Source organism: uncultured Campylobacter sp. (assembly GCF_938030815.1).
Classification (GTDB): Bacteria; Campylobacterota; Campylobacteria; order Campylobacterales; family Campylobacteraceae; genus Campylobacter_B.
This window is the reverse complement of record NZ_CALHII010000160.1, coordinates 1-13952: the sequence shown is the minus strand read 5'-3', so window position 1 is coordinate 13952 and position 13952 is coordinate 1. Positions and strand designations below refer to the sequence as shown.

General features: G+C 45.8%; 11 protein-coding genes and 2 pseudogenes. 9 read left to right on the top strand and 4 right to left on the bottom strand.

Translation table 11 applies throughout. The annotated features are described in order from the left end of the window. Positions 1–813: 813 nt before the first annotated feature. From priA to Q0277_RS06335, 5 genes and pseudogenes are all read left to right on the top strand, one after another. Positions 814–2121: pseudogene (gene priA / locus Q0277_RS11180) on the top strand (primosomal protein N'); the annotation flags it as partial. Positions 2122–2762: 641 nt separating this feature from the next. Beyond that, positions 2763–3686: a hypothetical protein gene (locus Q0277_RS06350; RefSeq protein ID WP_297996599.1), complete on the top strand. Its 924-nt coding sequence runs from the start codon at positions 2763–2765 to the stop codon at positions 3684–3686. A gap of 281 nt (positions 3687–3967) precedes the next feature. Further along, positions 3968–4516, top strand: a complete 549-nt coding sequence (locus tag Q0277_RS06345; RefSeq protein ID WP_297996596.1) for a hypothetical protein — start codon at positions 3968–3970, stop codon at positions 4514–4516. 339 nt (positions 4517–4855) lie between these two features. Further along, entirely contained in the window at positions 4856–5503 is a 648-nt protein-coding gene (locus Q0277_RS06340) for a hypothetical protein (protein ID WP_297996594.1), read from the top strand. Positions 5504–5511: 8 nt separating this feature from the next. Continuing rightward, complete coding sequence (locus tag Q0277_RS06335) at positions 5512–6318, top strand: hypothetical protein (protein WP_297996592.1); 807 nt, start codon at positions 5512–5514, stop codon at positions 6316–6318. Positions 6319–6531: 213 nt separating this feature from the next. On the opposite strand, the gene ybeY is transcribed toward Q0277_RS06335, so the two are convergent. Further along, positions 6532–7161 carry an rRNA maturation RNase YbeY gene (ybeY, locus tag Q0277_RS06330; protein WP_297996590.1) on the bottom strand — a complete coding sequence of 210 codons (630 nt, stop codon included), beginning with the start codon at positions 7159–7161 and terminating at the stop codon, positions 6532–6534. A 54-nt stretch (positions 7162–7215) separates the two neighbouring features. Between ybeY and Q0277_RS06325 the strand changes: the two are divergent. The 4 genes and pseudogenes from Q0277_RS06325 to Q0277_RS06310 form a co-directional block, all read left to right on the top strand. Continuing rightward, positions 7216–7464: pseudogene (locus Q0277_RS06325) on the top strand (7-cyano-7-deazaguanine synthase); the annotation flags it as partial. Continuing rightward, the gene (locus Q0277_RS06320) at positions 7450–8397 is read left to right on the top strand and encodes a 7-cyano-7-deazaguanine synthase (RefSeq protein WP_297996622.1); all 948 of its coding nucleotides are present in this window, start codon (positions 7450–7452) and stop codon (positions 8395–8397) included. The pseudogene Q0277_RS06325 and the gene Q0277_RS06320, both read left to right, overlap by 15 nt. A 324-nt stretch (positions 8398–8721) precedes the next feature. Further along, positions 8722–9168 carry a hypothetical protein gene (locus tag Q0277_RS06315; RefSeq protein ID WP_297996588.1) on the top strand — a complete coding sequence of 149 codons (447 nt, stop codon included), beginning with the start codon at positions 8722–8724 and terminating at the stop codon, positions 9166–9168. Position 9169: 1 nt separating this feature from the next. After that, positions 9170–9652: a hypothetical protein gene (locus Q0277_RS06310; RefSeq protein ID WP_297996586.1), complete on the top strand. Its 483-nt coding sequence runs from the start codon at positions 9170–9172 to the stop codon at positions 9650–9652. A gap of 239 nt (positions 9653–9891) precedes the next feature. Here Q0277_RS06310 and tsaD read toward each other — a convergent pair whose 3' ends face one another. The 3 genes from tsaD to Q0277_RS06295 all read right to left on the bottom strand — a co-directional run. Beyond that, on the bottom strand, positions 9892–10899 hold the full coding sequence (gene tsaD / locus Q0277_RS06305) for a tRNA (adenosine(37)-N6)-threonylcarbamoyltransferase complex transferase subunit TsaD (protein ID WP_297996584.1): 1008 nt from the start codon (positions 10897–10899) through the stop codon (positions 9892–9894). A 299-nt stretch (positions 10900–11198) separates the two neighbouring features. Next, positions 11199–12593, bottom strand: a complete 1395-nt coding sequence (creD, locus tag Q0277_RS06300) for a cell envelope integrity protein CreD (protein WP_297996582.1) — start codon at positions 12591–12593, stop codon at positions 11199–11201. 368 nt (positions 12594–12961) lie between these two features. Continuing rightward, on the bottom strand, positions 12962–13952 hold a 991-nt coding region (locus tag Q0277_RS06295; RefSeq protein ID WP_297996580.1), incomplete at its 5' end, for a TonB-dependent receptor.

Here is a 13952-nt window from a genome sequence, read left to right as displayed (position 1 = left end):
TTCAAAACCAAGGAAATTTTAGAGATTTCGCAGCTTAAATTTACCTCATTTCAGATCGCACTTGCAAATTTTATCGTGTACTACTATGTCTGCGAAAAGAGTGTTGCATTTGGGATTTTCGAGCCTGCAAGTGAGACGACGCAGGATTTGCGGAATTTGCAGGAGGATCCTATGACCGAGCGGAATTGCGCTTGCGAGCAAATTCCCGTTGGTGAGTTGGTCTCCGCTTGCAAACAAGCTTCTACCCGCGAACAAAATTTTATTTCCGAGCAGAATTCCATCACCACACAAAATTCTACGCTCGATGGGAATTTTAATGCCACACAAAATTCCATTTCAATCCAAAATTCTGCATTGACGAGAAATTCTACTATCATAGAAAATTCCGTTACCGTCATGAATTCCGCCACTGCGCCGAATTCCACGCAAAAGCAAAATTTGAAGCAGGCGCCAAATTCTATCTTACAAAATTTGGCGTCAAATTCTATCTCCGCTCAGAATTCTATCCAAGAGAGGGACTTTGTCGATGAGCAAAATTCCGTTTCGATCCAAAATTCTACATTGGCTCAAAATCCTGCTACGACAATAAATTTTGTTGCCGAACCTGATCCTGCACACAAACAAAATTTCGCTATCGCGCAAAATTCGACCCAAGAGCGAGATTTTGCCAAGGGGGAGAATTTCGTTTCGATTCAAAATTCTACTTCAGCGCAAAATTCCGCCATCGCGCAAAATTCCGATGTCGCAGTGCAAAGCCCCATTTCGCAGCCGCTATCTCCGCTTCAAATATGTAAAATTCCAAACCTCACCCTCGCGCAGGAGCAAGCGCGTAAATTTGCCGAAGCCAATGAGACGTCGCTGATTTTCGGCGATACGGGCAGCGGCAAGAGCGAAATTTATATCGCGCTGATCGCGCAGGCGTTCGCTGCGGGCAAGCAGGCGCTGTTTTTGATGCCAGAAATCTCGCTCACGCCGCAGATGACGAAGCGGCTACAGAGCTATTTCGGCGAGCGGCTCGGCGTCTGGCACTCCAAAATTTCGCCCAAAAAAAAGCGTGAAATTTTAGCGAAATTTAACGCAGGCGAGATTAGGCTCATCGCGGGCGCCCGCTCGGCGCTGTTTTTGCCCTTTAGCGATCTGGGCCTCATCGTCGTGGATGAGGAGCACGACGACAGCTATAAATCGGCCGCCGCACCGCGCCTAAATGCCCGCGACGCCGCAATTTTCGTCGGCAAGAAGCTTGGCATCCGCGTGGTTTTGGGCTCTGCGACGCCCGCGCTTAGCACCTACGCGAAGCAGCCGCATTTCCGCCTGCGCGGCACCTACTTTAGCAGCGCCAAGCGCTTCATTTTCGACGAGAGCGAGACGGGGCTGAGTTCTAAAATTTTAACCGAGATCGGGCGCAGCCTCGAAGCCGGCAAGCAGGCGGTCGTGTTTTTGCCCACGCGCGCGAACTACAAATATATGGTTTGCGAAAACTGCGGGCAGATCGTGCGCTGCCCATTTTGCGCCGTCGGGATGAGCTACCACGCGGACGCTGCGGCGCTAAAGTGCCACTACTGCGGCTTTAGCACGTTTTACAAGGCGTCTTGCGAAAACTGCGGCGGCGAGGTAATGCAGGCGCGCAAGATCGGCACCGGCGAGCTTGCGGCACAGCTTGCGGCGCGCTTCCCAAGTGCCCGTATCGCAAAATTTGATCGCGACGAGATTACCACGCAGTGCAAGCTTGAGGCGCTGCTAAATAACTTTAACGCCCATAAAATCGATATTCTGGTAGGCACGCAGATGCTTAGCAAGGGGCACGATTACCATGGCGTCGATCTTGCGGTGATAATGGGGATCGACGAGCATCTGAGCTATCCCGATTTTAGGGCGCGCGAAAAGACGCTATCGCTTGCGATGCAGGTGGCAGGCCGCGCGGGTCGCTCGGGGCAGGGCAGGGTCGTCATACAGACGCGCCAGAGCGGCTTTTTTAGGGATTATATCGAAAACTACGATGATTTTTTGCGCGACGAGGCGGAGTTTCGAGAAGGGCTCTATCCGCCGTATATGCGACTTTTGCGCGTGCTGATCTCGCATAAAAACGAAAAGGCGGCGGGCGAGATAATGAACGTGGCGCTTGAGCTTTTACGCCGTAAACAGGCGGGAGATAGCGCGTTTGCACCGCGTGACGGGCTGGACGCGAGGGGAGCAAATTTAAGCGCTTTAAATTTACAAAATTCTGCGCAGCAGAGCGGCAAGCAAATATCAAATTTTAAATTTCAAAGCTCGGATCTGTGCGGGGACGATGTAAATTTAAACCGCCAAAACGCTTCAAATTTAAAAAATGCCATGCAAATTTCAGCTTACGACGCAGGCGCTGATAGCGTAAATTTAAAGTTCGAAAGAAACGGCGCCACGCAAAATTTTATAAATTTAGCGACCGAAAATGCTGCCGAAAATTCCGCGCAGTATTTGAAAGAGAAAGCGAGCGAGAGCTTTGAGATCATCGGCTACGGTAAGGCAGGCATCGCCTATATCGCGTCGAAATTTCGCTTTGAAATTCTGCTGCGGGCTAGCTCGCACGTGCCGCTAATTAACGCCGCGCGCGCGCTTGAGCATCTGCCCGTCGAGATCGATATGGATCCCGTAAACTTCGGCTAGACGGAGCTTTTAAAATTCGAGCGAAATTTTATCCGCCGCAGACGCCTTTTTGCAGCGTTTGTTTGCGGAGCGGACTAAAAAATAGTGGCAAAATTTCGGGTAAAATTTAAGGAAACGATTTGAGCGATAATTTAGGTGAATTAAGAGAAGCCTTACGCGGAAGGCACGCGAAGGCGTCTTGCGGATCGCAGACGGATAGTGACAAGCCCGATGCTTGCAATCTGAATTTAAAACCGGATTTAAAACTAGATGGCTCGGAGTTTGCAGATGATAGTACAGAAACATATACCTACAAGAATGCGAGCCTTTCGAGCAAGGATAATACCATAATCATAGATTATGACAGAGCCCCATTAATCATCACAGATCATCTCTATCGCGATTACGTTAAATATCAATTCCCTGCGATGTGCTGCGTATTTTTAATATTTTTGTTTTTTGCCATCATCGTGGTGGGTCCGCCAGAGCTAGGCGTATTGCGGATGTTTATCCTAGTGCTCTTACCGCTCATAGAGGCGGCTAGGCGCGAGGGAGAAGCATATTTCGTGATGACGAACTCCGCCGTCGCGTATTATAAAAAGGGCGAAATTGTGAAATTTTTTGAGCTACAAAAGATTGGTGCGATGGCGGTTAGCTTCGATTGCAGATGGAGTTGGAGGCAGCAAATGCCGTTAGCCCTTAAGATCGTTATCGCCGTTTGGGTTTTACTCGCGCTTAAGTTTGGCGGAGACGACGAAAGCGTGAGTGTTAATATTAGAAATATAGTTTGTATTTTTACTATGGTACTTACCTTGCTTTACGGCTCTAAGATATTTATGCATCTACATAATGGCAGCCTCGGATTTTTCGGCATTCACGATCAGCTCGTGCTATATAAAGAAAACGCCAACGTTGATATAATGAATATTTTGATGGCAAACAAAGATGAATACGTGCAGCTACGGGAGTATTTCTTAGCCGTGCTAAATGTCGATATAGACGAGCTGCGGCGCACGATGTCGGTTTTCGATGAAAAGATAGAATTTAAGAAATTTAAATTCTAAATCGGCGCGCTTGAGGGTTTGTCCGCAGGAACAAATATAGACTCCGTGAGTTTTGGCTAGGCGCGCAGTTGAGTGAATTTTATTCACATAAATTTTGCTCGCAGAATTTACATGATACGACGATAAATTTTACGTCCCGTCGTTCTTATATCAGATTAAAATCAAAATATAATATTAAATTGCAAATGCTATTTAATCTTAACGGGATATAATAAGTCATCGCTTTTTTTTGAAAGAGGCAAAACTATTTGCACCGATATAGAGCATAGAAAGGCAACGATTTGAAAAAGCTACTTAGAAATTTTATGATTTTTGCAGGCTTCATCTTTATGTTATACACCTCCTATTTTCTATATTTTTATTCTAAAAGAGCCGAGTATGCGGCTATTTTATTGCAAAAGGCGCTTAGGTATGAAGAGGAATTTTTTACTGAGAAAACACAAAATTTAGACCCGCCAGAGCAAACCAAGCTACGGCATGAGTTTGAAAAAGAGAAATTAAAACTAGAAAAATATTGCAGCGATGCCATAATAAACGGCGAAAATGGTCATTGCAAGGTTTTTTACAACCTCGATTTCGACTATATCCATTTTTACGACGGGCGAAATCAAGATATCGCGCTGGGTTACGACTTTGATAACGAAAGCATTGAATTTTATAAAAAGCTCGCAGATCACTATGATTACAAAGGCAAAAAATGCAGATCACGCAGGGTATACAGCGAGCACCATGCGACATTTGCCATTGATAATTTTAAGCATGCAAAATTTTGGTTGGGAAATTACGGTGAATTTACCCTAAAAGATCCATACATTCATGAATGTGAATAAAAGTGATCGATAATTTAAACACTAAAAGCCTGCCGTATAGATCGGCGGTATATGCATAAATTCATATTTGTGCGGATACGATAATGTATTTTATACTTTGATTAAGTAATTATGTTGTATAAGCGTATAATGTTAGTAATGAAAAACGCTTTTAAGGCTTCAAAAGCTCATTTTAAGGAGCAAGGGATGCAAATTTGTGCTTTTATTTTAGCGATCTTGTTTGCCGTATCGTTCGTAAAAGCGGATGATATAAAGCAGCCATCGATGCCATGGCGACTGGAATCCATTTTATGGAAAATTAAAGACAAAAAAGTTGTAAGAAAAGCTCTTCACGAACCTATGATTCGGGGTGCAACTACCTTTAACGGCAAGAGTTTTTATTTTTTTACGATAGAAGATAATGCAACGCTCAAAAAAGAATATGAAGAGCATTTATCAAAAGAAAGAGACTTCTGCAACGACTTTTACGATGATCTGTTCGAGTGGAAAAATATAAATATAATAAACCCACTGGTTTTTGATACGACGGATTACAACAACCCCGTTTTAAAGAAAGATATGGGCGATTGCTGGTATATGGATATGAATAAAACGATTAAAGACGGCTTTAGCGGGCGCGGATTTACATTATATAAATTTGATAATAAGCTTTTGTATATTATGATTTATAAAACCACTCCTTATATATATCAGACGGATGATTTCGCAAATCTTGCTTACATTTTAGATCCCAAAGAGTGTAGTAAAATCACAAAAGATCCTCGTAGCAGGGTAAATTTGGAGATTCCAGGCAATATCATATATAAACCGCGTCTGTTTTATGCCGAACCGATACGTTATAAAGATATAGACTATCTACTTTTCATAGATTTTGACAATACGGATAGCGGACAACTATTCAACGTCACAATCAGGAAATTTAAAGACGGTATTTTACAAATGCCTGTTTGTAGCAATTCATACTTAAATACGAAGCTTTATCGATAGGAGCGGATATGTGGGTTCATATTTTCATCTTAATGATCGCATTCGTACTATTTGCGAATGCAAACGATGTAAGCGATACGGAAATTCCTTTTGATTTAAAAATAGCTTTATGGAAAGCTAATGATAGGAAAGTAGTAAGAAACAATCCTTCCGGTATGGTAGAAGGAGAAACCACTTTCAACGGAAAAACCGTTAGCTTTTGGCAAATAGATAGAAATGCAACGCTCAAAAAAGAATACGAAGAGCATTTATCAAAAGAAAGAGACTTCTGCAACGACTTTTACGATGATCTATTCGAATGGAAAAATATAAGCGTAATCAAACCTCTGGTTTTTGATACGACGGATTACAATAACCCCGTTTTAAAGAAAAATATGGGCGATTGCTGGTATATGGATATGAATAAAACGATTAGAGACGGCTTTATCGGGCGTGGATTTACATTGTATAAATTTGATAATAAGCTTTTGTATATTATGACGTATAGAGATTTTCGGCAATACGAGATGTCTTTTGCAAATTTTATGTATATTCTAGATCCGCAAGAGTGCAGTAAGATTATAAAAGACCCCTCATACGATTCATATCATAGCAGGATAGATTTTGAGGATTATCGAAACAAGATCGCAGGAAACACCCTGATTTATTTTGGACCGATAAAATATAAGGATAAAGACTATCTGCTTTTTATCGATTCCGTAAATTTAATAAACGGTCTTAAAGCGGTTTTTATTAAAATTAGTAAATTTAAAGACAAAGTTTCGCAAACATCCGTTTGTAGAAATTTGTATTTAAATACAAAAATTTACTATTAAGTAGTTAATCATACAAACGCATTCAGTTGCCGTTGATAATTTTGAGCATGCGAAATTTTGGTTGGGAAATTACGGCGAATTTACCCTAAAAGATCCTTTTATAGCTGCAGTTTAGGGTCGCTTGTTTTTGCTTTCATATCTGCGTTTTTAAAATTTTGTTCAAATTTTGCGTCGCTGCACATGCCTTGCTCGCCCCTTTTCGATATACAGCGCCTACCCCTCGCTTCCTTCCGTTCGCACGATCAGACTTTTTGGAAGGCGAAATTTCTCGATTATCTCGCACTCCTTGGCGCGCATCTGCCCGCTGTCGCTTTCGTGATCGTAACCTAGCACGTGCAGCAGGCCGTGCGTAAAAAGCAGCGCCGTCTCGTCATCCCTGCCGTGCCCTAGCTGCGCGGCTTTCAGCTCTACGAGGTCTAAATTTATCACGACCGAGCCGAGCAGCGCGGGAGCAAAATTTCCGCCGTCAAAATTCTTATTCTTTAAATTTTCATCGCTAGAACTTTTGCCCTCGGAATTTTTGGAATTTATGGCATTAGAATTTTTGCTCGCAGAATTTGCGGCGCTTGTATTTTCACTAGCGGAATTCGCAGCGTTTTGATTTTTAGAGCCGCTGTTTTTATGCGCGGAATTTTCCTTGCTCAAATCCCCGCCGAAGCCCGCAAACGCCGCAGGATCGAGCGGGAAGCTCAGTACGTCGGTCGTCTTATCGATGCCGCGCGTTTGCGCGTTTAGCTGCCGCATCTCCTCGCCGCGCACGAAAATTAGCTCGACGCTCCCGCCGCCCAGCTCCGCCGCGATAGCGTCCAAAATTTCTGGATATGGCTGCTCGCAAAGTATCATTTTTACCCCTCTTTTATAAAATTTTCGTATAATTTTAGCAAAAAAAGGACGAAAATGAGAGCTTTATGCGTGATCAGCGGCGGCATGGACAGCGCGACCTGCGCCTATATCGCGAGGCGCGAAGGTTACGAGATCGTGGCGCTGCACTTTGACTATGATCAGCGCACGATGGGCAAAGAGCACGAGTGCTTCGGTAAAATTTGCGATGATTTGGGGGTCGTAAAGAGGTTCGTTTTAGATGCTCGCTTCATCGCGCAAATCGGCGGCAGCGCCCTTACGGACGGCGCCTTGCCGATCAGGAAGGGCGCGGCGGAGCTTGGCGGCGCGGCAAATTTTACCGGCGCCGAAATTGACAGCGCGGTAAATTCCAAGAGTACCGAGCTTACTAGGCAAAATTTTATCGAGACAAATTCCGTCGCCGAACTAGACGGGCAAAATTCTATTGCGGCAAATTCTATTGATGCCAAGATTGGCGGACAAAATTTCACTGCGTCAAATTTCTCGGCGAGCTCCGCAGACGTTCCGCTCGCCGTAGATTCGGCGCGAAGCGGTTGCGCGCAGAGCGGTGAAATTTTAACCCAAGGCGGTGAAGCTTCACTCGGGGACAATGAAATTTCACCACAAGGCGGCAAAATTTTAGCTCGCGACGACAAAATTTCACTGCAAGACGGCGAAATTGCATCTCAAAGCGGAGCCCAGCCGCAGCAGGGCGATAAAATTCCACCCAAGCACGCAGAGAGTGAAATTTCATCGCAGAGCCAAAACAATCAAATTTCATCGCAAAGCCAAAGCGATAAAATTTCACCGCCAAGCGGCGAGAGCGTGTTTTCGGATCTACCGAGCACCTACGTGCCGTTTCGCAACGGCGTGTTTTTGAGCATCGCCGCCGCGCTCGCCGAGAAGGAGCGCTGCGACGCGATCTTCATCGGCGTGGTGCAGGAGGACAGCAGCGGCTACCCCGACTGCAGCGCGGGCTTCATCGGCGCGTTCGAGCGAGCGCTTGAGCTGGGCACGAGCCGCGACTTTCATCCGCGCATCAAAACCCCGCTCGTGCACCTTAGCAAGGCGCAGATCGTCTCGCTGGCGCTTGAGATCGGCGTGCCGCTGGAGCTTACGTGGAGCTGCTACGAGCGTGAGGACGCTGCGTGCGGGCTTTGCGACAGCTGCCTACTGCGACTTAAAGGCTTTGCGGGCGCCGGCGCGAAAGATAAAATCCCCTACGCGATAGAAGCTTAGGCACGCCGTGGCGAAATTTACCGAGCCCGCGTAGCTCGGCGTGTCATCGCAGCGCCTGATATGCGCGGATTTTGAATACGTAGTGCCGCATAGTTTATAGCGGGATTTCAAACATACGGCGGCGGCCTGCACTTTAGTGCGCCGAGCCGCGGCTGTAAATTTAAGTTGCACTTTAAAATTTTAAAAATTTTAACGAGAGCGTTGCGCACGGTTCAAAGCGAAAATTAATTATAAATTTAATTCCTGCGCTATATTTATTAGCGCATAGGCGAATATAAACATATCGTAAAATCTAAGATTATTAAATTTCTTAAGGAGGAGAGAATGGCGTTTGAAAATGCAATCATCACAAAAGAGGATGATGAGAAATACGGGTTGAGCAAAATTTTTTATCAATATAGTCCGTATCATGAAGAACTACCTAGAAATTTTGTTGTTGATAGACAAAAAGATATTTGGTTTCTTTTAATTGAAAGACTACCAAATGAAGGGTATGATTATGGTTATGGGAGCAAAAAGCTATGGAGGCTTTATATTCAAGGAAATAATTTAGATATTCTTTTGGACTACGAATATGATCAAGAAGTGGATGGACGCAAATTTCAAAGGGTGTGGAAAATTATCGAGGTGAATGTTATAAATTCTATTATTCCAGATAATGAAGTTATTAAAATATTGAGAGATATTTTGATTGATTTTAAATTTAGACCAGGCTGGGAGGATAAGGATGATTTTAGTGTAGCATTAATAGATGTAAGAAAGGAAAAATAAAGTGGCGTTTGTAGCAGAATATATTTCTAAAGAGGATATTGAGAAATATGGCGTTATTGACATAGTAAATAGCTCCAGAGCAAATTTTAATGAACTTCCATTAGGTGATCAACGTATAAAACAGCTTGATTGGGTTGTCGATAGGCAGAGGGATATTTGGTTTATCTTTGTGTGTGATCCGCACCTGCCGGATCCGCGAGATGGATTTACGGGTGAGGAGATTTATATTTTATGCTATAAGGGTAATGTTATCGAGCTTGACATTAGACGGGTCTATGACGAAACCACAAGTAAAATGCTAGTCGATAACCCCTTTTTTATCAAATATAAGCTGGAAAATATCAATTCTAGTCTTGACGGAATTTCGTTAGATGAACTTTATAGGGCGCTTAATGAAGCTTTGATAGAATATGGCGAAAGTGGCATACACGGTAGAAAGTTCCTGCCAAAAGAACATGAAGTCGTAACTTTTCTGCATGATTAAATATAAAGGATAAAAAATGACGAGTAAACAAGCTGATCAAATTTTAGCAGATATTGCAAAGGGTGAGGACGTGCGCAGCGGTACCGATGGCGGTGCGAGCACGAGAGAAATTTAGCGAAACGTGGCGCGAGCCCGAAACGTGATGCGTAAATTTAAAGCGAATTTTATCCGAAACCTAACCGTGAGCGAGCGCGCAAGAATTCGCTAGCGGGCGCAGACTATTTGTAAATTTTAAAATTTTACTCAAACGCCGATCGTAGATTTAGATGCGGGATGATCTCAAGCTCTGCGGGTGCCGTGAATTCATTTTTACGCAGCTTTTCTATCGCTGCGCGCGCGATCATAGCGGCGTTGTCGGAGCAAAATTTCATCGGCGCGAAAAGTATTTCGCAGCCCGCTCGCTCGCACAAATCCGTCAAAAGCCCGCGCAGATGCAGGTTTGCGCTCGCTCCGCCCACTACGCCGAAGCGCGCAAAGCGGCGCAGCTCAAAGATCCGCTGCAATTTATCCAGTATGTGCGCGCACGCCGCGTCCTCAAAGCAGCGCGCCAGATCGCGCATCGCCCGCTCATCCAGCTCGCCCGCCTCTTTTAGCTTTTCGATCTGCACGCGCACGGCGTTTTTAAGCCCCGAAAAGCTATACTCCAGCCGCCTGTCGCCCTTCAGCGGCACGGGCAGCTCAAATCGCGGCTCGCCGCCTTTTGCAAGCTCCTCGATGAGTGCGCCGCCCGGATAGCCGAGGCCTAGCATTTTGGCGATCTTATCGAAGCTCTCGCCGAAGCTGTCGTCGCCGGTGGTCGCTAAAATTTCGATACCCCCCGCTGCGTCGATATCCAAAACCATCGTGTGCCCGCCGCTAACGAGCAAAACGCCCATCGGAAACCGCGCCTCGCCGCCTAAAAACAGCGAGTAGACGTGGCCTATGAGATGATTTACGCCGATGAGCGGCAAATTTAGCGCGAGCGCGAGCGCTTTTGCCATATTCACGCCGCCGATCAGGCTCACGCTGAGCCCCGGGGTATTGGTCGCTGCGACGGCGCTAAGCTCGCCAAAATAGGGTTTTGCGCGCTGCAAAATCCACGGCAGCGCCTCCGTATGCAGCCTCGCGGCAAGCTCGGGCACGACGCCGCCGTATTTGGAGTGATCGGCCTCCTGGCTTATTTTTTCGTAAAATTTCAGCTCGAAACTGCGCTCATCCATCACCGCGACCGAGCTGTCGTCGCAGCTGCTCTCAATAGCAAGTATCACACAAAATCCTTAAAATTTTTCGCTCATTATACTCAAAAATCGGCTCTGCGGCGCGGATGAAATTTTAAAATTTAAAACGGCGCGCTTTAAATTTTATCTTTATCGCGACATACTCCCGCTCGCAGGGCAAAATTTTAAAATGCGCCGTTCGGCTCGGTCGCGGTTTGTCTGCCGCGGCGGGTAAAATTTTAAATAGATGAAATTTTGGCAGTTGAAATTTAGCGGGCAAATTTAAAAAGACCTTTGGGTTTTAAAGTTCCAAAGGCCATTGTGATTAAATTTATCGCTAAATTTAAAGGCTAAATTTCAGGCTCTTGCTCCTGCTTTTTCTCGCCGCTTGGGATCGCCGTGTCGTACCAGTCGAGCTTGCGCGTAAAATACATCACCAGCGAAATCACCGCAAAGATCATCAGACTTCCCATTAATAGGGCGTAGTCTTCGGAATTTAAGATGACATAGAGGATAGCATATGAAACGAGCTGAACGCAAGTGATGAAAATGCCCCAGCGCGCGCCTTTGAAAATCGCGCTCGCGTAGAAAAATACTATCGCGCTTACCGCGATCGCCGAGATAGCGTAGCTGATCGCAAAGCCCATGTGTTCGGAGAGCGAAAGCACTAGCAGGTAGAAAACGACGTCCTCAAGCCCTATTAATAGGTATTGGATCGGGTGGATGCGCTCGTGAGTGTAAACCTCGCACAAAAAGATCGCTAAAAACGGCACCGCTAAGAATAACAGCGCGTAATCCGTGCAGCGCTTAATCAGCGAGTAGTTGTTCACGGGCTCGATGAAGCCGATGCTTACGGCGTCATTTCTATCGTCGTTGCTGCGCCAGTTTGTTATAGCGACGCGGTCATCTTGATCTGCAAGCCACGCAGGAGCAATGCCTGCGGCTAAGCCTGTAACTTCCCACGAAGCTTTAAAGCCGTTAGCGCTTACCTCGCGCGATTTGGCGATAAAGCCGCCGCCAAAGCTAGGCGATGCCCAAGTAGAGCTAATTTCAAAACGGCTATTTTGCGCGATCGGAGCTAGATGAAGTGCCTCGCCGCCTTGGATTTTAAGCGTACCGCTGATGCTAAAATCAGACGACAGCGCGGAAGCGGGGAGCTTGTAGATTAGGCTTCGATCGAAAATTTTAGCTTCGGTGTTGCCGTGATATTGCTTAAGCTCCTTGCCGTTTAGGCTTAAAGCGGGAGAAGCGGTGAAGGATTTTTGATTGCCTACGCCGAGCACTAGCACGGCTTCGTCGAAATTTAACCGCGCAGGATCAACGCCGAGCTCGGTATAGTTTATCGCCTCAAAGTCCGCTTTTAGCGCGAAGTCGCCGTTATATATTGGAACGCGAAAAATCCCGCGCTTTAAATAGGTGGGGTCGATCTCCGCCGCGAGGGAGTAGTTTTTAGGCACGATGATGAAATTTTTCTCTACGCGCCTTTTTACGAGCTCGTTGTTGCTTTTGTCTATCGCTTCGATTATCTCTGCGTAGGGCACTACGATCGCAAGGCCCTGGATTTGCAGCTCACCACCCACCGGCGTGAGGATCGAATCCTGCGCGAGCTGCTTGGTTTCGGAGCGCGAGTAGGTAAGATTATCGATAAAGCTTAGCGGAATTAGCAGCAGCAAAAGCAGCACTAAAACTATGAACGGTTTCGTCCAAAACGCGCCGCGAATGGCGTTTTTAGTATAATTTAACAAAGGCTCTCCTTTTAAGTAGAATTTAAAACGGAATTTTAACGATGAAGAGTAAACGGACGGCGCTTGAAGCGGGAGGAATTTTATAAATTCTAAACGAACTTCGGATGTGAAGCGCTGCGGATATCGCTTTGAATTTTGAGGATTTTGCCGTAAGCTAGAATTTCATTGCGAATGAGAATTTTGCTATTTGCAAAAATTTTATGAGAAAATTTCTGTTAGTAGAATTTAAAAATTTAAAAGCTTGAAATTCTAAGTCTAAGAATTTCAAATTTCCAAAGCCCTTGGAATTTTGAAATTCCAAGGGCTTTGAATTTTTAAAATTTCGCTGCTTTAGCGTGCAAAATTTCGTGCGGTCTCTCGCGTAAGCTTTAAAATTTATACGCCACGCTTAGCTTGAAATTTCGTCCCGGCTCCCAGTCGATAGCGTTTGAATCTCCGGTAAAATCGGCGCTGCGCTGCGAGTGCGACGCGTAGGCTTTATCAAAGAGATTGTAAACGCCCGCGTTGATCTCAAGCCCTTTAAATCGCCCACTATCCGGAGCGTAGGTCACATATAGTTCGTGAACCGCGTAGCTAGGCACTTTTGTTTTTTCGTCGCTAGCTGCGGAGGCTACGTTTTTGGAGTCGAAAAAGAGCAAGTTATAGCCCAGCAGTAGATCCGCCGCAGAGATTGCGTACTCGGCATTGAAGGTGTATTTATCGCCATAGTCGCGGTAGCCGATGATGTTTGAGCTTAGATAGCCCGAGCCGCTGCGCACGCGGTCTTTATATTCTACGTGCTGGTGGGTGTAACCCGCAGCAAGGCTCAAATCATCTAATATTAATCTTGCGAAAAGCTCGACGCCGTCAATGTCCGCACCGCCTGCATTAGCCCTGCATAAGGTGCCCTGCGCGCCTCCAGGGCAGCCGATAACGCCGCCGCGAGCGTTGTTATCTACGATGAGATTTTTATATTCTGTCCTGAAATACTTCGCAGTTAGGCTTACCGAGGAATTCTCCCCCAGATCGTTTTTGTAGCGACCTCCTATTTCGTAGGCGTTGCCCGTAGTGGCTTTTAAATTTTCGTTAGCCATCCAGCTTAGTGGTCTGCCGCGGCTAGTGCCCGCAGCCATCATGCTCTCCATTACGTCAGGTCCTCTAGATACTCGCGCATAGCTCGCAAACGCTCCAAATCCCGCGCCGATCTCGTAATCAAGCGCCAAGGCGGGGCTTACTTCGTTGAATTTATATTTGTAGCTAGAGATATTAGCACCTCTGCCGTTGTAAGTCTTTAGCTCGTGCCTTTCGTAGCGCACGCCGGGAGTTATCGTAAGCCCGCCGTAGCGCATAGCATCCTCTAAATAGACGCCGTAGTTATTG